At 34.8% G+C, this 23,030-nt stretch carries 18 protein-coding genes; 11 read left to right on the top strand and 7 right to left on the bottom strand.

Going from position 1 to position 23,030, the window contains the following annotated elements; translation table 11 throughout:
* Positions 1–11: 11 nt before the first annotated feature.
* The 3 genes from EGI05_RS09015 to EGI05_RS09005 form a co-directional block, all read right to left on the bottom strand.
* The gene (locus tag EGI05_RS09015) at positions 12–983 is read right to left on the bottom strand and encodes a hypothetical protein (RefSeq protein WP_123262742.1); all 972 of its coding nucleotides are present in this window, start codon (positions 981–983) and stop codon (positions 12–14) included.
* 265 nt (positions 984–1,248) lie between these two features.
* Entirely contained in the window at positions 1,249–1,761 is a 513-nt protein-coding gene (locus tag EGI05_RS09010) for a helix-turn-helix transcriptional regulator (protein WP_166668348.1), read from the bottom strand.
* A 676-nt stretch (positions 1,762–2,437) separates the two neighbouring features.
* The gene (locus EGI05_RS09005) at positions 2,438–3,871 is read right to left on the bottom strand and encodes a helix-turn-helix transcriptional regulator (RefSeq protein ID WP_123262740.1); all 1,434 of its coding nucleotides are present in this window, start codon (positions 3,869–3,871) and stop codon (positions 2,438–2,440) included.
* Positions 3,872–4,094: 223 nt separating this feature from the next.
* Between EGI05_RS09005 and EGI05_RS09000 the strand changes: the two genes are divergently transcribed.
* The 7 genes from EGI05_RS09000 (at position 4,095) to recG (ending at position 14,824) form a co-directional block, all read left to right on the top strand.
* Positions 4,095–6,224: a S9 family peptidase gene (locus EGI05_RS09000; RefSeq protein ID WP_123262739.1), complete on the top strand. Its 2,130-nt coding sequence runs from the start codon at positions 4,095–4,097 to the stop codon at positions 6,222–6,224.
* A gap of 146 nt (positions 6,225–6,370) precedes the next feature.
* The gene (locus EGI05_RS08995; RefSeq protein ID WP_123263363.1) at positions 6,371–8,026 is read left to right on the top strand and encodes a peptide MFS transporter; all 1,656 of its coding nucleotides are present in this window, start codon (positions 6,371–6,373) and stop codon (positions 8,024–8,026) included.
* 134 nt (positions 8,027–8,160) lie between these two features.
* On the top strand, positions 8,161–9,915 hold the full coding sequence (locus tag EGI05_RS08990; protein WP_123262738.1) for a peptide MFS transporter: 1,755 nt from the start codon (positions 8,161–8,163) through the stop codon (positions 9,913–9,915).
* A 74-nt stretch (positions 9,916–9,989) separates the two neighbouring features.
* Positions 9,990–11,525 (top strand): peptide MFS transporter, encoded by a 1,536-nt coding sequence (locus EGI05_RS08985; protein ID WP_123262737.1) that lies wholly within the window; start codon positions 9,990–9,992, stop codon positions 11,523–11,525.
* A gap of 44 nt (positions 11,526–11,569) precedes the next feature.
* The gene (locus EGI05_RS08980) at positions 11,570–12,103 is read left to right on the top strand and encodes a thioredoxin family protein (protein WP_123262736.1); all 534 of its coding nucleotides are present in this window, start codon (positions 11,570–11,572) and stop codon (positions 12,101–12,103) included.
* A gap of 94 nt (positions 12,104–12,197) precedes the next feature.
* Positions 12,198–12,743: a hypothetical protein gene (locus EGI05_RS08975; RefSeq protein WP_123262735.1), complete on the top strand. Its 546-nt coding sequence runs from the start codon at positions 12,198–12,200 to the stop codon at positions 12,741–12,743.
* On the top strand, positions 12,740–14,824 hold the full coding sequence (recG, locus tag EGI05_RS08970) for an ATP-dependent DNA helicase RecG (protein WP_123262734.1): 2,085 nt from the start codon (positions 12,740–12,742) through the stop codon (positions 14,822–14,824). Before EGI05_RS08975 ends, recG begins: the two co-directional genes overlap by 4 nt.
* A 559-nt stretch (positions 14,825–15,383) precedes the next feature.
* On the opposite strand, the gene EGI05_RS08965 is transcribed toward recG, so the two are convergent.
* The 4 genes from EGI05_RS08965 to dapA form a co-directional block, all read right to left on the bottom strand.
* Positions 15,384–15,833: a response regulator gene (locus tag EGI05_RS08965; protein ID WP_123262733.1), complete on the bottom strand. Its 450-nt coding sequence runs from the start codon at positions 15,831–15,833 to the stop codon at positions 15,384–15,386.
* A complete protein-coding gene (locus EGI05_RS08960) occupies positions 15,826–16,407 on the bottom strand; it encodes a helix-turn-helix domain-containing protein (protein ID WP_123262732.1) in 582 nt (193 codons plus the stop codon). The genes EGI05_RS08965 and EGI05_RS08960 overlap by 8 nt, the downstream gene beginning before the upstream one ends.
* A 297-nt stretch (positions 16,408–16,704) precedes the next feature.
* Complete coding sequence (locus EGI05_RS08955) at positions 16,705–17,205, bottom strand: GNAT family N-acetyltransferase (protein ID WP_123262731.1); 501 nt, start codon at positions 17,203–17,205, stop codon at positions 16,705–16,707.
* Between the two features lie 130 nt (positions 17,206–17,335).
* Positions 17,336–18,208: a 4-hydroxy-tetrahydrodipicolinate synthase gene (gene dapA, locus EGI05_RS08950; protein WP_123262730.1), complete on the bottom strand. Its 873-nt coding sequence runs from the start codon at positions 18,206–18,208 to the stop codon at positions 17,336–17,338.
* Positions 18,209–18,316: 108 nt separating this feature from the next.
* On the opposite strand from dapA, the gene EGI05_RS08945 reads away from it, so the two are divergent.
* From EGI05_RS08945 to recO, 4 genes are read left to right on the top strand one after another with little or no spacing between them, the layout of a single operon-like run.
* A complete protein-coding gene (locus EGI05_RS08945; RefSeq protein ID WP_123262729.1) occupies positions 18,317–19,069 on the top strand; it encodes a 5'-nucleotidase C-terminal domain-containing protein in 753 nt (250 codons plus the stop codon).
* On the top strand, positions 19,069–20,019 hold the full coding sequence (locus EGI05_RS08940; RefSeq protein WP_123262728.1) for a bifunctional metallophosphatase/5'-nucleotidase: 951 nt from the start codon (positions 19,069–19,071) through the stop codon (positions 20,017–20,019). The genes EGI05_RS08945 and EGI05_RS08940 overlap by 1 nt, the downstream gene beginning before the upstream one ends.
* A 1-nt stretch (position 20,020) precedes the next feature.
* Entirely contained in the window at positions 20,021–22,285 is a 2,265-nt protein-coding gene (gene porZ, locus EGI05_RS08935; protein WP_185144967.1) for a type IX secretion system anionic LPS delivery protein PorZ, read from the top strand.
* Positions 22,285–22,971 (top strand): DNA repair protein RecO, encoded by a 687-nt coding sequence (gene recO / locus EGI05_RS08930; RefSeq protein WP_123262727.1) that lies wholly within the window; start codon positions 22,285–22,287, stop codon positions 22,969–22,971. The genes porZ and recO overlap by 1 nt, the downstream gene beginning before the upstream one ends.
* Positions 22,972–23,030: the final 59 nt, after the last annotated feature.

Here is a 23,030-nt window from a genome sequence, read left to right as displayed (position 1 = left end):
TTTAATAAGTTCTATGGAGTTGATAATTGCTGAAGAGAAAAATTCCTACTTTCCAACAAAGAAGCTGGTGCTGTAATATGGGCATCACCTGCGGGTTTATTTCCGAATCCCCAATTCATGGTAAGATAAACTCTGTCCCCGGCATTCAAATGCACTATACAATTTACAGCTATCGGTGTATTGGCAATATCTGCAATTGCAGCCATGATATTTGCCCTGTTACCTCCAATAATATTGCTAATAGCCGTTCCGTTTTTGGTAATATTTAGGTTAATGCCTGCCCATCCGGTTGTACCTGAAGTTGCATTTCCACTGGCAAAATAAGCATACCCCTCAATTTTATACACCCCGGATTCCAATATCTGCCAATAATCTCCAGCATCATTCCATACAGCAGATCCGCCTTGATTTACAATGACATCCCCGGTTGAAAAAGGAATAATTTGTGGAATACTGTTATTAAAATTGGTAAGCGCCGCTCCGGAAAAAGTTGCCGTATCTGTAGCCCCTAATGCTGCTATAGTGGGTGTAGTTTTATTAATCAAAAGAGCCACTTCCCAAGTTGTTCCACTCGTTGTTCCCTTACTGATCAACATTACATAACCACCCGGAGTTATAGTCAAAGTTGCTACTCCTGCCCCGGATTGATTGTCTATAAGCTCTGATCCATTAGCAGCAATAGTAAGACTAGCGGTTCCTACATTTTTAATATAATAAATTCTCCCTAAAATATTTCCGGCTGCCGGAGCAGCGGCTGTTGCTAACGGCAACGTAAAAGTACCCACAGCAGTCCCATTATAAGCTGTATAAAAATCGTTGACCCCAAGTGTAGTAGAAGTTGACACATTTCGGTATTTCCCGGCTATGGAACCATTTATTGTAAGTGTACTGCCTGGTGAAACAGTATTAATCCCTACATTACCACTTTGAGCGAAAAAAAAACTGCAGGAAATAGTCCCTAAAAGAGTAATTAATTTTTTCATTATAAATTTTTTTTAATCTTTTGTAAATGTTCTATCTAATTAATTCTGCTTATTTATTTCGGGAAAAACAACTGAGAAATTGAGGAACGTGTTGTTGAATTCATAATCAGAATACCCGATAAAACTTGTATCAAATTTATATGAGGTAGATCGAAGGTTTATTACTGCAATTTCACTTCAAACAAAAAAAATATTGAATATCAGTCAATTACACACAAACAACAGTATAAATGCAGTAGGCAAAAAATTTACCTGTTCATAAAAATTACTGTCTCATCATCCATTTATTAAGATCTACATCTGAAGTAAGCTTTAATTTTTTACGAAGTCTGTATTTTTTTGATTCTACGGTACGAATAGATAAATGTCCGTATTGAGCTATTTCTTTATTTGAAAAATTTAATTTGAGAAGTGCACAGAATTTAATATCATTAGAAGTAAGATCGGGATATTTTAATGATAACTTTTTTGAAAACTCAGGATAAACTTCATTAAATCGGGTAAGAAAAGAGACATCATCATCCTTGGCAAGTTGTAATACTTCTTCAAATGCTGTGTTTAGCTTTTTCTTAAGATATTCTAGTTCCAATTCCTTTTCAATGATAACCAGATCTTTTTGTTTTTGTTTTGAAGTATACTGATTGTGTATTAGAATAAATAATATTATTCCCACAAAAACTATACATCCGATAATACAGTAAAGTTTGCTGATTTCATCCTCCACATTCTCCTTCTTCCAGAAAATTCCTGATATTTTAGCCATTTTTATTGTATCCATATCATATTGTACAGAATGTTTTTCTCCAACTTTTTGTAGTACGCTTTTGGGTAGGTAACTGATATTAGAAACTGAGTAAACCTGAAGGTTAAGATGTGTAATAAAAGCTAAATAAATAAAGCAATATAGTTTTACATTAAAATATAAAATCATAATTTTCAGCTATTTTCATTAACTCCATGAATGAAATTAAAGAAACCTGTAATTTTTTTAAATCGAATAGAGTAAGGATTGGATACTGCCCAATTCAGGCAATTGGTAATTATGTAGATCGAAAACAGAAAATGTTATTGCCAGATAAAGTTATATTCAGTTACAGAAAGTAAAAAATACTCACATTTTTTGCTACAGTTTGGATTTCATTTTGAAAAAACTGAACCTTTAGAAAATACCACGGCATAGAAATTCTTGTTTTACCCTGAAAAAAAGAATATTTTTTTAGTAATAAAATAATTCATCATCCCTTTTATGTTTTATACTTCACATTTATTAGTCAAATACCCACTTGGACATAAATGCTACATCAAATGTATAATTAGTAAGGATAACATTCCGCACTGCAAATTCACTTCATTTTATATAATGTTTGATTTACAACCACTTTCAGTAAAAATCAGTAGTAATGCAGTAGGGAATATACTTGGTTATTATATTGTATAGAATAATTTATTGTGAATTATAGCGTAGACATCCATTTATTGAGATCCACATCTGAAGTAAGCCCTAACTTTTTCCGTAATCTGTATTTTTTTGATTCCACAGTGCGAATAGACATGCTCCCATATTGTGCAATCTCCTTATTTGAAAAATCCAGCCTGAGCAGAGCACAAAATCTGATATCATTAGAAGTAAGATCAGGATATCGGCTTAAAAGCTTTTTTGAAAATTCAGGATATGCCTCATTAAAACGGATGAGAAAAGAAACATCATTCTTCTTGGCCAGCTCTATCACTTCTTCATAGACAGTACTTAATTTTTTTTTCAGAATTTCAGTCTCTCGTTCCTTTTGATCTATTAATAAGTCTTTCCGCTCCTGTATTTCCTTACAAATCCTATAGATAGCAATAGAACTTATTATTACAGTCAAAATAATTCCTGCAATGAAATAATAAAGGTACCTTTTACTTTTATTCTCACTTTCCGTTCGTTCATTAAGAAATTTTTCTACAGGAACACTCAAGATATTTTTTTCTACTTGGTTTAAGCTATCATTTAGAACAGAATATTTTATCAGAAATTCATTTTCTTTCTCAATGTTATTAAGCTTTCTATAGGTTGCGGAAATAATCTTATATGTTTCAGAGCTTTTTCTTTTTAGCTTTAGTTTTTCAGAAACTTTCAGAGACTCAAAAAAATATTCCAAAGCTCTTTCATTTTCATTCTTTTCATTGTAAAATATTCCAAAAACCTGTAATATTTCTGCTCTTCCCTCCAGAACTCCTTTTTTGGAAAGCATTGTAGCCTTCTTCAAATAAAACTCTGCGGAATCTAATTTTTTATTTTTTATATTTTTTTCTGCTAAAGCAACATAAATACTACGATTGAATTCCGGCATTCGGAGACATTTATTCTCCATAGCCTGTGCAGAATCCAGCATATTCATTTTATTGAATGTAGTTCTCTTCCAGTCATAAACATAGTACAGTCTCTGATCACGCTCCTTCTTTTTATCAATTGAGTAAGCAATTTTACCTGCCCGGTTAAACCTTTCAATAGCTTGTTTATAAAGCCCTAAAGCATAATAATTCCTTCCATAAATAAGATTCAACCTTGTTTCTAAAACACTTATCCTACTTTCCTGAAGTTTCTTTTCAGCAAGACCCAAAAAATAAAAACTTTCCTTATTCCTATTCAAAATACAGAATATATTGGCCAAACTTATATATCCCCTTGTTTCACCCTTAATATAATGCAACTCTTTAGAACGTTTGATCGTTTTTTTTGCCAATGAAAGCATTGCCGGATAATCCCCTGCATAATAAAGCTTTGTATCATACGATGTTTGCAAACTATCAATTTCGTGAATAGTATAAGCTTGAGCATTAAAAATTGTGATCAATAATAAGCATACCAGAATGTATGTTTTTCTCAACTTGTCAAATAAACCCATAAATTTTAACCATCAAATTGTCAACCGGAAGGTTTTACACAAAAATAAAAAAATTAACAATAAATATTTAAATCAAAAACACAATAAAGATGTATAAAAACATAAAATATAACAAATTCATTGAAAAATTCACAATATATTGATATAATATTATCAATAATTCAAGATCTACTTTTCAAATATTTATATCTTTTTATATCTTTGGATTTCTTTAAAATTTGAAATGAAAAAAATCTTATTAACACTTACTATTGCTGCTGCTTTTCAAAATATAACGGCGCAGGAAATTACTTTAGATAAAATATATTCAGGATATTACCGTGGAAAAGGTATCGCAGGAATCACTTCTATGAAAAATGGTGAAAATTATTTGGTCATAGAACAGGCCGGAATTGCCAAATATTCTTATAAAACCTCTCAAAAAGAAGGAAATATTGTGGACGGACAATTCGAGAGTTATGAGTTTTCCGATGATGAATCTAAAATCCTTTTGTTAAAGGAAAGCCAGCCTATTTACAGACATTCCTTTTTAGGCAAATTTGATGTAAAAGACCTAAAATCCGGAAAAGTGATCAGTTTAAATGATGGAAAGCCTGTTCAGGAACCAAGATTTTCTCCTGATGCCACCAAAGTAGCCTTCATCGCTGATAATAATTTGTTTTATCAGGACTTAAATTCCGGAAAAATCACACAGATTACTACTGACGGTAAGAAAAATTCTATCATCAATGGATTGGGAGATTGGGTGTATGAAGAAGAATTCGGGCATGCAAGACAATATGAATGGACGAAAAACTCGGATGCCGTTGTTTTCGTAAAATCAGATGAAAGTGAAGTTCCGGAAATCTACATTCCAATCTACGGAAAGTCTCTTTATCCAACTGAAATGCGCTATAAATATCCTAAAGCAGGAGAAAAAAACTCTGTGGTTTCAGCACAATTATATCGTTTGGATTCAGGGAAAACAATTCCTTTGAATTTAAGCTCTTTCAAAAACTATTACATTCCTAACGTATTCCAGACAGCCAAAGCAGATGAAATTGTTTTGATTACTTCGGACAGAATCCAGAACGCAGCAGACATTTTAAAAGTAAATACGAAAACAGGTGCTGTTCAGAAATTATTTACTGAAACAGATGAAAAATGGATTGATATGGACGGGCCAACTCTTGAATTTTTGGAAGACGATTCATTCCTTTGGGGTTCTGAAAGAGACGGACACCGTCATTTATATTGGTATGACAAAGATGGGAAACTGAAAAAGCAGGTGACAAAAGGAAATTGGGAAGTAACCGATTATTATGGTTACAATCCGAAATCCAAAGAAATCTATGTTCAGACTACTGAAAAAGGAAGCATCAACAAAGTAATTTCCAAGGTTAATATTGAAAACGGAAAATCCCAGCTGATTTCCAGTACTGAAGGTAATAATGCAGCTAATTTCAGCAAAAACTATAATTATTTCATTGAAACATCCTCTACTGCAGCAAGGCCGTTTACTTATGTTTTAAAAGACGGAAACGGGAAAATGGTAAAAGAATTGCAAAATAACAATGATCAGCTGAAAAAACTTCAGGCTGATAATTTCGTGGTAAAAGAGTTCATCACAATTCCAAATTCAGCAGGTGATCAGATGAATGCATGGATCATGAAGCCAAAAAACTTCGATCCGAATAAAAAATACCCATTGTTCATGTACCAATATTCAGGACCTGGTTCTCAGCAGGTTGCCAATTCATGGGATAATGGAAATGCTTTATGGTTCAACCATTTGGTTCAGAAAGGATATATCGTAGCTTGTGTGGATGGTCGTGGAACCGGTTACAAAGGCGCTCAATTCAAGAAAGTCACTTACATGAATTTAGGAAAATATGAAATCGATGATCAGATTACTGCAGCAAAATGGTTGGGAAACCAGTCTTATATTGATAAAAGTAGAATTGGAATGTTCGGATGGAGCTACGGAGGTTATATGACCAGTTTGGCTATGACCAAAGGTGCTGATGTTTTCAAAGCCGGAATTGCTGTGGCACCAGTGACGAACTGGAGATATTATGATACCGTTTATACAGAAAGATTCATGAGAACCCCACAGGAAAATGCTGATGGATATGATAAAAACTCTCCTACAGAATACGCCAAATTATTAAAAGGTAAATTCTTAATGATTCACGGAACAGCGGATGACAATGTACATTTCCAAAATTCCATGGAATTTTCCGAAGCTTTGATCCAAAACAAAAAACAGTTTGAATTTATGGCTTACCCGGATAAAAACCACAGTATTTATGGTGGAAATACAAGATCACAATTGTATCAGAAAATGACAGATTTTATTTTACAAAATTTATAAATCTCTGTTTATATACTCTAATCCCTTTCAAATATATTTTTGAAAGGGATTTTTATATTAATTTCATTAATCATATTAGCAATATGTAATTCATTTTATCAATTAAAATTAAAAACCTATTTTTGGGAAATTTGAAATTTGAAAATATGAAGACTAAACATCCTAAAGGCCTGCCTTATCTGTTCTTTACTGAAATGTGGGAGCGTTTCGGATATTACCTGATTCTCGGAATCTTTGTTTTATACGTTATTGAACCTACAGGTTTGAAAGGCGGTCTTGGACTTCCTGATAAAACCGCTGATGATATTTTCGGGACTTATATTGCTCTTACTTATCTTACTCCTTTCATAGGAGGATTTTTGGCGGACAGAGTATTGGGATACATCAAATCCATTTATTTAGGAGGAATATTGATGGCAGCAGGATATATCGGGATGGGGGTTTTCAAAGATCTTCCTTTATTTTATACTTCCCTGGCATTGATCATTATCGGGAACGGTTTCTTTAAGCCTACTATTTCTACCTTATTAGGAAATCTTTATTCTGAAGAACCTTACAAAGCCAATAAAGATTCCGGATATAACATTTTCTATATGGGAATCAACATCGGGGCATTTATCTGTAATATTATTGCGGCATTTATGCGTAATAAATTCGGTTGGGGTGAAGCATTCATCACGGCCGGAGTGGGAATGTTGATCGGACTTATTATTTTTACCATTGGTAGAAAACATTACATTCACGCTGCGCAGATGAAGCCTGTACAGGAAGGTGACACCAAGCTTTCTGAAATTTTAATGAAAGTTTTCTTACCTGCTATTATCGCCGGAGCAATCGGTTGGTTTATTCCCGGTAATCTTATTGGAAGTGACAATACCGATGCATTCATCTTCGCCTGTATTCCTGTCATTTACTTCTATGTTTCTCTTTATTTCAAAGCTAAGCCGGATGAGAAAGCTTCTATTGGAGCCTTACTTTCCATATTTTTGGTTAGTATGTTTTTCTGGGCAGTTTTCAAACAAAATGGAACAGCCCTGACAAGATGGGCCAATTACTATACCGATCGAAGCGTTCCCGCTGCTTTAGAAAAGCCTTTGGAAGGTATTTATATGGTTGACGGAAAAGCCTATGAGGACAAAGAAGTTCCTGTATATGATGATCAGTATCAATCGCAGAAAGGTGAAGATGGAAAAACCATTAAAACTATGGGAAAAGATATTTACTTCAAAAATATTTCCCCTGAACAGCGTGCACAATTAGAAAAAAATCCGAAACAGAAAGTTTATTTATACAACACGGAGTTATTCCAGTCTATTAATCCGTTCTGGGTAATTGCTTTAACACCTGTTGTTGTAGGTTTCTGGGCAATGCTGAGAAGAAAAGGTAAAGAGCCTTTAACGCCAACAAAAATTGTTTTAGGATTATTTATTTCCGCACTTTCCTGTTTAGTGATGGTTTTAGCTGTGATGGCAGGAGACAATGGAGCTATAAAAGTTTCGCCTTGGTGGCTGGTTGCAGGTTATGGAGTTATCACTGTTGGAGAACTATGCCTTTCGCCAATGGGTTTATCCTTCGTATCCAAACTTTCTCCGGCAAGAATCACCGCATTAATGATGGGAGGCTTCTTCCTTGCCAACTCTGTAGGTAACAAGCTTTCAGGAATTCTGGCAAGTACATGGTACAGCTATGATAACAAAATGAATTACTTCCTTGTTAATTTCGCATTGTTGATCTTTGCTACCTTATTGGGAGCTTCCATGCTCAAAAGATTAAATAAAATCATGAAGGAAAAAGGGCATTAATTTCACCTTTTTTAACAAGAAATAGAAAGCCGTAGAATAATTCTATGGCTTTTTTATTTAAAATAAAATTAAAACCTTGTCAAAAACTCAAAAAAAACTATATTTGCTAGTCTTAACAAAAATTAACAATAAAAATGGATAATACTGAAGCATTAAGTCCGAAACCGGATGAGTTTGTAGAGAATAAGAATTCCAGACATCCAAAAGGATTGTGGGTTCTTTTCGGAACAGAAATGTGGGAGCGTTTCAACTTCTACGGGATGAGAGCCCTTTTGACGCTCTTCATGGTAAATTCCCTGCTGATAAAAGAAGCGGATGCAGCAATCATCTATGGTGGATTTTTAGCTTTATGTTATCTGACTCCCCTTTTAGGAGGTTTTATTTCAGATAAATATATCGGAAACAGAAATGCCATCCTAATCGGAGGAACATTGATGGCCATCGGTCAGTTTTTGCTTTTCATCAGTGCTTCCACTTTTTCCGGAAGCATAGGAAGTGCTAAACTTATCATGTGGCTGGCTTTGTTCGTTATCATTTTTGGTAATGGTTTCTTCAAGCCGAATATTTCTTCCATGGTAGGAAGTCTTTATCCAAAACAGGAAAAATCAAAATTAGACTCTGCTTTCACCATTTTCTATATGGGGATTAATATCGGAGCATTCTTAGGACAGTTTATTTGTCCTTATTTAGGGGATGTTAAAGATGCTACAACGGGAGTAAGAGATATTTTTGCTTTCAAATGGGGGTTCCTTGCTGCTTCAATTGCGATGATCATAGGAACAGTAACGTTCTTTATTCTTAAAAATAAATATGTGGTAACTCCGGAAGGAAGACCTATCGGTGGATTGCCAAAACATAATACAAGTGCTGATTTCGAAGAAGGAGAAACTCAGACTGCCAAGTTTTCAGGAGCATCTTTGGGTATCACCGGATTAATATTTGTTGCGTTATTTTTCGTATTCAGATATATATTGGTGGGTGAATTCGGATTCAGTTCCGTGGAAATGGGACAATTGATCAAAGGAATTATCTATCCTTTCATCTATTCCGCAGGTATTTCCTTAGCTTTCTTAATTATGAGCTCTGCAGAAAATGCTGTTGAAAGACAAAGAATCGGGGTAATCTATATCGTATCGTTCTTTATCATTTTCTTCTGGGCCGCTTTCGAACAGGCAGGATCTTCATTAACATTTATTGCAGATAACCAAACGGACAGAAACATTTTCGGATGGGATATGCCTCCTTCAATGGTTCAGATTTTCAACGGGATCTTCGTTGTATTATTAGCGATTCCTTTCAGTTTATTATGGGATAAATTAAGAGCAAAAGGGAAAGAGCCTGTTTCTCCAATGAAACAAGCAATTGGTTTAGCCTTAATCGCATTAAGTTATTTCATTATCGCGCACAATGTAAAAGATCTTGGGAATTCAGGATTATTAGCGATCAAATGGTTAATGCTTTTATATTTCATTCAAACAATGGGTGAGCTTTGCTTGTCTCCAATCGGCTTATCATTAGTAGGTAAATTGGCTCCGAAAAGATTTGCTTCTTTATTGTATGGTGTATTCTTTATTTCCAATGCAGCGGGTTATGCTTTAGCAGGTTCTTTAGGGGCACTTATTCCTGCAACAGGTGATAAATTCAAAAAGGCACAGGAAATTGGAGTGAATTTACAAGATGTTTTAGATAAAAAAGTAACCTTAACAGCTGATCAGGCTGCAGCATTTGAAAAGGCTCAGCTTCCAACACAGAATCCTACTTTTGCAGGATTTGAAATCCACAACTTATTTGAATTCTTCATGGTATTCGTAGTACTTTGTGGTATTGCTGCTGTTATCTTAGCATTAATTTCTCCAATATTGAAGAAAATGATGCATGGTGTGAAGTAATTTCAATCAAAATATGATAAAACCTCCGCAAAGTCGGAGGTTTTTTTTATTTTCGTTAATCTTAATTTTTTATAATGAATTTAACTTTAGAAGAAATACAAAACTTTAAGGGAAAATATCCAAAACAGATCTGGAGCCTTTTCTTTTCTGAAATGTGGGAACGTTTTTGTTTCTATGGAATGCGTGGAATGTTGGTTTTCTTTATGATTTCCCAACTCAATTTCCACGAAGTAGAAGCTAATCTTCAATATGGTGCAACACAAGCTTTTGTATATGCATTTACTTTCATAGGAGGGCTTTTTGCAGACAAAGTATTAGGCTTCAGGAAATCTCTGTTTTGGGGTGGGCTGTTGATGATTGTCGGAAGCTTGATTCTTGCTGCTGATCCACACCAATTTTTCTTTTTAGGAATAGCCTTTACTGTTGTAGGAACAGGTTTTTTTAAACCGAATATTTCATCAATGGTTGGTCAGTTATATAAGCCAAATGATGAAAGAGCCGATGCAGGTTTTTCTCTTTTCTATGCAGGAATAAATTTAGGTGCGCTTTTAGGCGGATATGCTTGTATTTCTATTGGTAAGGTTGGATATATAGAATTAGGAGCATGGAAATTAGGAAAAGGATTAATTCCTGTAGATCTTCAATGGAATATTGCTTTCGGGCTTGCAGCTATTGTAATGGTAATCAGCTTGGTCAATTTCATATTTACTCAAAGAAGTTTAGGAACTATTGGTTTACAGCCCGGACATCCTTTAGCTGAAGTAAAATCTGCACCAATGCCCAAATGGAAAGAATATGGAGTGTATGTATTGTCTCTTGTTTTCATTCCGATTATTATGACCATGGTGGCTAAAACTGAATACACAGATTATTTTATGTGGACCATTGGACCATTGACATTGATCTATTTATTTTATGAAATGACCAAGGTAACACCTTCCGAGCGTAAGAAGCTTTGGGCTGCATTAGTTTTCATTATATTCTCTATTTTATTTTGGGGGATTTATGAACAAAGTGGAGGTTCTTTGAGCATTTTTGCCGCTAAGAATCTGAATAATGATCTTCTTGGGTTAGACCCAAACGGAGTTAACAATTCCGGGGGAGCATTCTTTATCATCTTCCTTGCACCACTTATCGGTCTTCTTTGGATCTGGCTGAATAAAAGAAAAATAGAGCCCAATACGCTTATTAAATTCGGATTAGGATTCATTTTTCTTGGAGCTGGTTATTATGTATTATTTGCCACAAGACTTTTCGCTAATGCACAAGGGATCACTTCACTGAATTTCTTTACCATTGCTCTTCTCATTATTACTTTGGGTGAGCTTTGCCTCTCTCCTATTGGGTTATCCATTATGACGAAGCTTTCTACAAAGAATCTTCAGGGAATGATGATGGGAATGTGGTTTTTAGCATCTGCCTATGGACAATATGTAGCAGGAATTATTGGTGCAAACATGGCTACAGCCAAAGAAGGTTCCACCAACTATGATGCCTTGATTACTTATACGGAAGGCTATAAACAATTAGGATTATATGCAGTAATTGCGGGTGTGGTATTAATTTTGATATCACCGTATGTGAAAAAATTAATGCAGGATGTAAAATAATCGTAAGCAAATTATGCTTATTTTTATTTGTAATTACAAAATTTATGAAAAAAATTCTAAGCATAGTTTGCCTGTTATTGCTTCAGTGGACTTTTGCACAAATACAATGGATGACCATTGAAGAGGCTCTCAAAGCCCAGAAGGAAAATCCAAAAAAGATTCTCATCGATTTTTATGCAGATTGGTGTGGCCCATGTAAGATCATGGATAAAAAAACGTATGGACATGCCGTTATTGCTGAAATTTTAAATGAGAATTATTATCCTGTGAAATTCAATGCAGAGGAAAAAAATAACATTGAGATTTTTGGCAGAATATTTTCCAATCCTAATACGGAACATAAAAAAGGCAGAAACTCTTTGCATGAGTTCACACAGTATATGAATGTAGGAGCTGTACCCAGTACAGTATTCTTAGATGAAAACGGAGGCCCTATTACCATTCTTCAGGGAGAGTTATCTGCAAAGGAATTGGAACCTTACTTAGACTTAATGTCAAAAGATTTATACAAAAAAATACGTACCCGCGAACAATGGGAAGATTATCAGAAAAAATTTAAATCTAAAATAAAAGATTAGCTGGTCATCGGGTTTCGAGGTCCGAGATGATAAATAAGGCTTTCAATTTTTCTTGGAAGTCTTTTTTATTTTCCCGAAATTCGGGTTTTTATTTATGAAAGAAATACTTAAAAAATTTTTAACGGTTTTTCTGATTGCCGGGTTCGCTTCTTTGCTTGCAGGCATTTATGGTATTTTACATGATCAGATTACTTACAGTATTTCACCTGAATATTATACCCGATTTAAGTTTATCCAGTTCAACCTGAACGAAGAATATTACAGCATAAGAGAGAAAGTTGCGATCGTGGGGTTTTCTGCAACCTGGTGGTTCGGATTGTTCCTGGGACTTATTTTAGGGATTTTTGGATTAAGACACAAAGATTGGAAAGCAATGTTCAAAACGTCTGTCTTTTCTATTTTCATTACTATTCTTATCACATTGATCATAGGAATAATAGGATTTTTATATGGAAACTTTGTGTTATCTAATCAACCAAAATCTGAATTCGCTAATTGGTTCATCCCTCATGATCTCATTGATTTTAAAAGTTTCATCGCTGTAGGATCCATGCATAACTTTAGTTATATTGGCGGGATTATCGGTTTAATATTCGGAATTGTTTATTCTTATAAAAAAGCTTCTATTACAGCTCGATGACTTTAGAAACTTCCATAGAATATGTAAAAGGAATTGGTCCGGAGAGAGCCAAGCTCATTAAAAATGTGCTGGGAATTTCTACTGTTGAAGACTTTTTAAATTTCTTCCCTATTCGTTATCTGGACAAGAATAAAGTCTACAAAATCTCACAGCTGAAAGAAAGCAATCTTGATGTTCAGCTTAAAGGAAAGATTACCCAGGTACAGGAAATCCAAACAGGAAAAACCAAAAGACTTTCCGCCAAATTCAATGATGATACGGGAACGATGGATTTAGTCTGGTTTCAGTATTCAAAGTGGATGAAAGAACAGCTTCCCATTAACCGGGAAATCTATATTTTCGGAAAAGTGAATGTTTTCAACAATCAATTTTCGATGCCACATCCGGAAATAGAGATAGAAGAAAAGAAAGAAAATGATAATCGTCTAAAACCTATTTATCCAAGTTCGGAGAAGCTTACGAAACGAGGATTAAATCAAAAATTCTTTCAAACCATTCTGCGTAATATCTGCAAGGAAATTCCTAATCTTATTCAGGAAAACTTGCCTGATTATATGATGAAATCCTTTAAGTTTCTTTCCAGACAAAATACATACCTGAATATTCACTTTCCCAAAAACATAGAATCTTTTGAGAAAGCAGACTACCGATTGAAATTTGAGGAATCTTTTTTCTTCCAACTGGGATATGGACTAAAAAAACTTCACCATAAAACGCAGTCATTCGGAAATCCTTTTCCCATTGTAGGAGATTATTTCACCAGTTTTTATGAAAATCATCTTCCTTTTGAACTTACCAATGCCCAAAAAAGAGTTTTGAAAGAAATACGTCAGGATATGAAAAAACCGATCCAGATGAACAGGCTTTTGCAGGGTGATGTAGGTTCGGGGAAAACTATGGTGGCCCTACTTACGATGCTGATTGCCTTAGATAATGGTTTTCAGAGCTGTATGATGGCTCCGACAGAGATCCTTGCCCAGCAACATTATAACGGAATCAAAGACCTGTTAAAAGACACTTCTGTGAGTGTACGGCTTTTAACGGGATCCACCAAAGCTTCCGAGAGAAAAATCACACATGAGGAACTTGAAAATGGAACCCTTTCCATTTTAGTGGGAACTCATGCCGTTTTAGAGGATAAGGTTAAGTTTAAAAACCTTGGATTAGCTATTATTGACGAACAGCATAGATTCGGAGTTGCACAAAGAGCCAAACTTTGGGCGAAAAATAAAATTCCGCCACATATTCTGGTGATGACTGCCACTCCTATCCCACGGACATTGGCAATGAGCTTTTATTCTGATCTGGATGTTTCTGTAATCGATGAAATGCCGGTTGGAAGAAAGCCTATTATTACTGCTCACAGACGTGAAAAAGACAGGGTTTTTGTGTATAATTTTTGTCGGGATGAAATCAAGAAAGGCAGACAGGTTTATTTCGTATATCCATTGATCGAAGAATCTGAAACATTGGATTATAAAAATCTAATGGAAGGATTCGATCATATTTTACAATCGTTTTCAGAGTATAATGTAACGATGCTGCATGGAAGAATGAAACCGGATGAAAAAGATGCAGCCATGAATTATTTTGCATCAGGAAAAGCAGAAATTATGGTTGCAACTACAGTTATTGAAGTGGGGGTAAATGTTCCCAATGCTTCTGTAATGGTTATTGAAAGTGCCGAAAGATTCGGATTATCCCAGCTTCACCAGCTTCGCGGGCGCGTAGGAAGAGGCGCTGAACAAAGCTACTGTATTCTCATGACTTCCGATAAGTTATCTACTGAGAGCAGAACCCGCATCAAAACCATGACGGAGACTAATGATGGATTTAAAATTTCTGAAGTGGATATGCAGCTTCGCGGCCCTGGGGATATTTTAGGAACACAACAAAGTGGTGTGGTGGATTTTAAAAGACTGGATCTGGTAAAAGATTCCACAATCATCAAAGTCACTAAAAAATCTGTGGAAAAGATCCTTGAAGCTGATCCTTTATTGACAAGACCAGACCATCTGGTAATTAAAAACTTTTACCTCAAATATTACAAAGGAAAAAATAAGTGGAGTAAAATCTCATAAAAAAACCGCGGAAAGAATAATCTTAACGCGGTCCCCTTATAAAACTGTTATTTAGAAGAAATTTACTTTTAGTCTTCCTTGAAGAATATCCTAGTAGCTGCAGCCATATTTGTAAATCTTGTTTGAAAATACTTATAGGGATTGAATTGGTGTCTAGCTGCAGTCTTAGGATATAAAGAAAACAAAATGAATTATGTTTCCAACTTGCTTATTATAAAAACTAACTGATGTTTGTTAAAGGAATGAAAATGAAACGAATATGCTATCCTTTAACCATTATTGAGTTTTCATGATTGTACCGTTTTGTTTAAAGATCTTCTACGCTTTATCATTGGAAATTGATAATCCATTTTGTTTAAACTAACATTGTGATTTATATATTTACTTTTTAATCTAAACAAAATATTTATCTTTATTTGCTTTCAACAATCAATTCCTTATTGTTGTATCGCATTACAAAATTGATGATACTGGGCTAAAAAAATTTTATATTATTATGTTTAATCGTTATAAAATTTTCACTTTTGTGTGAATATTATGTACCGAATATTTCTTGTCCCTAACCTACTTTCATTATAAAGTTATCTTTGTTCATTCCGGAAGTATGATATTGCCAGTTGACCGTAATCACTTCTGTAAGCACTTTTTTAAATGCTTTATACTCTTCAGGCCTTTTAAGACACACATTGGCTCCTTTTACAAAGATCTCATCCATTTCAAGGTCTGAAAAATGATCCGAATAAAAAACGTTCACCATATTATTAAACCTTTCATCCGATTTTATTTCTTCTAAGCATTCCACAGCATTTTTCTCAGCGAGATTGTAAGCCATAAAAAGAACTTCAGGAACTATATTATTTTTATTTTTCAGATATCCCATCAATTCCGTTCCGCTCCAAAACATCTGGATTTTAACCTCAATTTTCAAATCCTTCAATATATCCTTAAAGCATACCAGGTTTCCCTCATCATGATCCGCCACAATCACGTTAAGATATTCTTTATTCATAGAGCATTTTAGAATTAATGATCATACTCTGAGCTTTTCTTCTCTTCGCAATGATCTTTTGAAACTGAGAAGGTGTGATTCCCGTCGTATTTTTAAATTGAGTGCTTAGATGAGCCACACTGGAATAATTCAGCTTGTGGGCAATTTCCGTGAGGCTTTGCTTATTGTTGATGATTAATTCTTTGGCATGCTCAATTTTCTGAAGAATAATAAAATTCTCTATAGAAGTGTGAGTAACCTCAGAAAACAAATTAGATAAATACCCGTAGCTGTGATTCAATTTTTCCGCAATATAAATGGAGGCTTTCACAGGAACTACCTCATCAGAGAAAACCAATTCCACAATAGCATCTTTTATTTTCTGTACCAGTGCTGTTTTTTGGCTTTCTATAATTTCAATCCCATAATCTTCAAGGTTTTTCTTAAAGGTCATGTGCTGTTCTTGGGTGAATGATTCATAAAATTCTACTTCCCCAAAATTCAGCAGCCGGTACTTTATACCTTGCTCTTTTAGTTTTTCATCCAATACTTTCTTACAGAGCGCATTGAAATCAAATTTTACGTACATTTTCATCCTAATATAGTGTGTAAAAGTTTCAGTAAATATAACACTTTATTTCATATAAAAGTGAATTAGACCGAAAATTTTCATGAAATTTATGCAAACGCAAAAAACTCCTGCATTATTGAATACAGGAATTTAAACACTAAGGATGAAAAAAATATACTGATAAAAAGCTGAAACAGCTTAAAACCAAGCATATGAATGTATTATTTAAAAGTGATTTGGTTCTGATACAAAGATGAACCAAAAAGACAGATCACTTGTTATAGAATTATAATTAAATTTTACAGAATTTTAAGTCATTTACTAGTGAATTAAAAACTCCATCAGGTAATCGTCCATTACGAAATTATTTCCGATGTCAAATACCCCTTCATCATACACTCTATATCCCTGAGATTCATAGAATTTTTGAGCGGAATTATATTTATTGACATTAAGAATAATTCTGCGGTCTCCATGTTCCTGGACTTTTTGCGTAAGAAACTTCAGTGCTTCTTTTCCAAACCCTTTCCCTTTACTTTCCGGAACCAGGTAGATCCTGTGAAGCTTGGTAGTACCCTCTTCATAGCCATGTTCATATCCGATGAAGCCCTCAAAAGAATCTTCATTTTCATCCAGTATTAAGTAGTAATGATATGCCGGATTCTGAAGATGGTTTAAAATTTCGTCATAAGAATACATCGTTCCTAACATGTACTCCATCTGTTCATTGGAGAGGATTTCAGCATATGCATTTTCCCATGATCTTCTTGCTAACTCCTGGATCAGAGGAATATCATTTTCTGTTGCTTTTGTTAGTTTCATAATTTTTCAGATTAAAAAAAGTGAAAAGCTATGCCTTTCACCTTGTTATATTTTTGTTAATGGTCAATTTTTATGTTCAGTCTGTAAAATGTCAATTTTTAAATTCAAAATTGACTATTGACAATTCAAGTTAAAGAGTTGCCATTTCTGCCTTTATCTTCGCATATAATCCCTCAGAAGCAGGAACAAGAGGCAGTCTTAGATAGTTTTTAATAATTCCTTTTTCAGCCAGAACTACTTTGACTCCACAAGGATTACCTTCAGCAAAAATCAATCGGGTAATTTCAACCAATTTATTGTGAATTTCATATGCTTCTTTCACTTTTCCTTCAAAGGCTAACTGCACCATGGTAGAAAACTCTTTCGGATAAGCCTGTCCGATAACAGAGATCACTCCATTACCTCCGGCTAAAGTAACTGGTAAAGTGTATTCATCATCACCTGATACCAATGAGAATCCTTCTGGTTTTTTTCTTAAAATGTCAAAATACTGAAGAATATTTGGAGCCGCTTCTTTGATCAGGAATAAATTCGGGAATTCTTTCGCTAAACGCAAAGTAGTATCTGCTTCAATATTTTGTCCCGTTCTTGAAGGTACATTATAAATGATAATATTTTTCCCTGTAGAAGCTAAAGCTTTATAATGCTGATAAAGCCCTTCCTGATTAGGTTTGTTATAATATGGAGATACAGATAATACAGCCTCAAAAGCGGAAAGGTCAGCTTCTTCGATCTGTTTTTTTACTTCAAGGGTATTATTCCCGCCAATTCCCAATACCAAAGGAAGGCGTTTATTATTCACCTTAATGATATGATCCACTACCTGTTTCTTTTCTTCATCAGAAAGCGTTGCTGCTTCCGCAGTAGTTCCTAAAACAACCAGATAATTGGTTCCGTTCTCAATATTATACTCCACAAGTTTCGTCAAACTGTCGAAGTCAACGGATAAATCTTCATTAAAGGGTGTTACTAAAGCTACACCTACTCCTTTTAGTATGCTCATTTTTTTGAAATATTTTCCCCAAATTTAATAATTTAGACCAAGAAATTTGTAATAAATACTAATGTTTTATTATACATATAATTATATTTGCATATACTAAAAGAAATTATGAAAAATAAATTCTTATTACTAGGAATTGCATTGGTTTCACTTACAGCTTGTAAAACGACTTTACAGGTTGCTAATGTGCAGACACAAAAAAATATTTCTATTAATAATGAGCTGAAAAATGACGAGGAATTTGTAAAAGTTATTGAACCTTACAAGCAAAAACTGGATAAGGAGATGAACCAAAAGATCTCCCACACCAATGTAGACCTTACTAAACAAGGTGATAACAGCAATTTGGGAAATCTTTTAGCAGACTATACTTTTGATGGAGCAAATGCATGGGCAGAAACCAATCTTAAAAAAGAGGTGGATGCTGCTTTAATAAACATCGGTGGAATCCGGACCACGATCGGAAAAGGAGATATTCTTTTGAAAAGTATATTTGAAGTAATGCCTTTCGAAAATGAGGTGATCATTGTAAAAATGAAAGGGACGGATCTGCAGGGGCTTTTTGATTATTATGCTAAAACACAGGTGAATAATCCTGTTTCCCATTTATATATTGAAACCAATAACGGGCAACTCTCCAAAACTTTAATCAACGGAAAAGCGGTAAATTCCAACCAGGATTACTATATTGCCACGTCTGATTATCTGGCTTTGGGAGGGGATAATATGAAATTCTTCTCTAAAGGAGAAATGATTCCTACAGGAATAAAACTGAGGGATTTATTTATTGATTATTTTAAGAAAAATCCGGAGGTGATTCCCAATACGGATGTTCGTTTAAATTTTATCGGTAAGAAGTAATGGATAGAAAACATTTTTTAAAAGCAATAGGTGGCGGAACTTTGGCAATGGCTTTAGCTCCGGGAATGATGATGGCAGAAGATGTAAAGGTCAATAATCTTCTATCCGCTAACAAACTTACCATACTGCACACCAATGATCAGCATAGCAGGATAGAGCCTTTTGACGAAAGCTATACCAAAAATCCTAATCAGGGAGGTTTCGCCAGAAGAGCCAGCCTGATTCAGCAGATCAGAAGCCAGGAAAACAATGTTTTACTGCTGGATTCCGGTGACATTTTTCAGGGAACCCCGTATTTCAATTTTTTCGGGGGCGAGCTTGAATTCAAATTGATGTCCATGATGAAGTATGATGCTTCCACTATGGGAAATCATGATTTTGATAATGGCCTGGACGGGTTTTTAAAAGTTCTGCCTAATGCCAAATTCCCATTTATCTGTTCCAATTATGATTTTAAAAACACCATTCTGGACGGAAAAACATCACCCTATAAAATCTTTAATAAAAACGGAATAAAGGTCGGGATTTTCGGAGTTGGTATCCAACTGGACGGACTTGTCGGGAAAAAGCAATATCAGGAAACGGTTTATTCGGATCCGATAGATGTTGCACAGCATTATTCTCATTTTTTAAAGAATGATCAGAAATGTGATCTTGTCATCTGTTTATCCCACATAGGATATGATTACAGAGACGAACCTAATAAAGTAAGTGATAAAATCTTAGCCGCCAAAACAGAAAACATTGATCTGATTTTAGGCGGACATACCCATACTTTTTTGCCGGAACCTCAGACTTTTCAAAACAGACAGGGTAAAAATGTCCTGGTGAACCAGGTGGGTTGGGCCGGACTTCTTCTCGGTAGAATAGATTTTTATTTTGATTCTCTTAAAAATGTACAACATATTTCCTGGAACAACCAGGCAATAGATAGCAGCATAACTGTATAATATGAAAAAACTCTCCATCATTTCCCTTGGTATTTTAGCCTCTTTGCAATTTGTAAACGCACAGGTGATCTCTTCAAAAAAATGGGCGGACTTATTCTCTTATAATAACGTCTTAGCTATGAAAGAAGATAATGGAAAAATTGTTGCTGCTACAGAAAACGGAGTCTTTTTTTATACAATCTCTTCCGGTGAGATCACGAAGCTATCCAAAGCTAACGGCTTACATGAGGTGAAAATATCAGCATTTGATTACAATCCGCAAACCAAAATAGGTCTTATCGGTTATCAAAACGGATCACTGGATGTGATTACACCACAGGGAATTACCTATGTTGTAGATATTCCTATTGCAACAGGATACAATGGAAGTAAAAAAATTAATCATATTTCTATTACCGGCGATAAAGCGGTAGTATCAGTAGGATATGGAGTTTCTATTTTCAATTTGAACAGCAAAGAGTTTGGAGATTCGGCCTTCTTTATGACAGGCGGAGTATATGAAGCAAGTAATGAAGCTACCATTCTGGGGAATAAAGTTTTCTCTGTAACCAATACAGGGCTAAAAAGCCATGACATGAACACCACTTTCCCGGTTTTCTCAACATGGACTACAGAAATGTCAGGAGCTTTTACTCATATTGACTCGGAATCCGTTCTTACATTTTCAAATCTTACTACAGCATATCTGTACAATAGTGGGACATCTATTCCACTATCTCAGACATTCACTAAAGTTCATGATGTTGTAGTAAATGCAAACAATATTGTTGTAACAGACCAAAACAGAGTTTACACTTTCAATACAAATGGTATAGCAAGTGGAACCGTAAGCTTCGGAGAAGAGTGTAATACAGCAACTTCAGTTAATGGAAAGGTGTATGGAGGTACTATTTTATCAGGAATTAAGGATGAAAGTAATGTCATTTTTAAACCAGATGGCCCTTATTTCAATTACTCATATAAAATCAGCTTATACGATAATAACCAGCTTTTGGTTTCCAGTGGGGGAAGAGAGTCAAGATTTAATACTCCACTAGCTAATGCTAAAAACCCTGGATTTTATTACTTCGATGGGGTACAATGGATTTATCCGTCTTATTTCGTGAATACCAGCAAAGTTTTCAATGTATTGGATGTAACAGCCAATCCTAGTGACAATACTGAAGTATTTTTTGCTAATTATACCTTTTCACCCGAACATGGTATTCATAAGATGAAATACAATCCCTCCACTAAGGATTTCGATTTTGTAAATTATTATGATTTAGAGACTCCTAGTATATATTTCTCTCGTCCTGTAGGGCTTACTTATGACGATCAAAACAATTTATATGCATCAATCTCATTCGTAGGAAGCGGTACAGCAGGAATGGCTACCTATGATAAGGCAGCGGATAAGTTTATTATTAAGAACACCAATTTTAGTACTGCGGTACAAAAGCCTCTGTATTATGAGAAAATGTTCTGGGTTCCTCTTCCGAGAACCAGCAATTTTCTTGCTTATGATTATAAAAATACACCTACAGTTTCTGATGATGTGATATATACGTTAAGTCAGTCCAACGGTTTTGCAGGAAATTCCAGTGGTACCTTATCCGTGGCAATTGATAAAGCAGGCGATGCTTGGATCGGAACCGACAGCGGTTTAAGAATATTATCGAATGCAGCCGTAGCTATAAAAGACCCTGATGCTGAAGTGACCCCCATAGTTATTGAGCAAAACGGTATTGGTGAGGAGCTTTTCAGGGACTCACAGATATTACAAATAGAAGTGGACGCAGGGGATCATAAATGGGTTTCCGTAGATGGTGGCGGTGTTTATTATTTGTCTTCAGACGGACAGCAAACGATCAAACATTTTACTAAAGAGAATTCTCCACTTCCAACGAACAGCATCACAGATATTAAAGTGGACAGGAAAACCGGAAAAGTATATTTTGTCTCTTATGATGGGATTGTTACTTATCAGGGCGATGTAGCGGATGTAACCTCTAATTTTGGGAATGTTCTTGTTTATCCGAATCCTGTGGTGTATTCTAATTTCAAAGGTAAAGTTACCATTAAAGGTCTTGCGGAAAAAACGAATATCAGAATTGCTGATGCAGCAGGAAATGTTGTACACTCAGCTGTAGCAAGGGGTGGATATTACGAATGGGATCTTAATAACCAAAGAGGGACAAGAGTAGCTTCAGGAGTCTATTTTGTATTGATGACCAATGAAGACGGATCGGATAAAGCTACCGCTAAAATAGCTGTGGTGAATTAATGAACTCACAAAAAGGATATTTACTTTCATACATAAAATACGGGGAAAATGATGCGGTATTGCATTGTTTTACAGAAGAAGACGGCTTTCAGAGTTATTTTCTGAAAGGAGTCTATTCCAAAAAAAATAAAAAGAAGGCTCTGCTTTTGCCTCTGAACCAGCTTAATTTTTCCATTAATTCCGCTAAAGGAAACAGTATACAATCCGTTTCCAGGTTCGAACTGGTGCGGAATAATGATATGTATACGGATATTAAAGCGAATACAGTCGTGTTTTTCATCTCGGATCTACTCAATCAGATTCTGAGGCATGAAAATAAAAATCCGGGAATCTTCCTTAGTATTGATGAGTTTATTGATGAATTAACGCAAAACAATTATCAATCTCATTTAATTTTCTTAATCAGAATTTTAAAAATACAAGGTGTTGCTCCTTTAATCAACGAAGGAAATTATTTAGATCCTGAAACAGGAACTTTTTCCCATAGCTTAACCCATCAGTTATTTACAGAAGAAATTTCTTATATCTGGAAAAATATTCTTTTATCAGAATCTCCCTATCAGATAAAGATCCAACCGAAGATCAGGAAGAATTTTCTGGATAGTCTCCTGGTATATTATCATTATCATATTACAGATTTCAAGATCCCACCGTCCTTAGAAGTAATTCAGCAGATTTTTGAATAAGCAAAACCGTAAAATTGCTGATTTGCAAAATTGTTTCTGTTAAAAACTATTTATTCAGT

It is taken from the genome of Chryseobacterium daecheongense (genome assembly GCF_003729955.1).
Classification (GTDB): Bacteria; Bacteroidota; Bacteroidia; order Flavobacteriales; family Weeksellaceae; genus Chryseobacterium; species Chryseobacterium daecheongense.
Note: the sequence above shows the minus strand (reverse complement) of the source record. Positions and strands in the feature narration are given on the sequence as shown.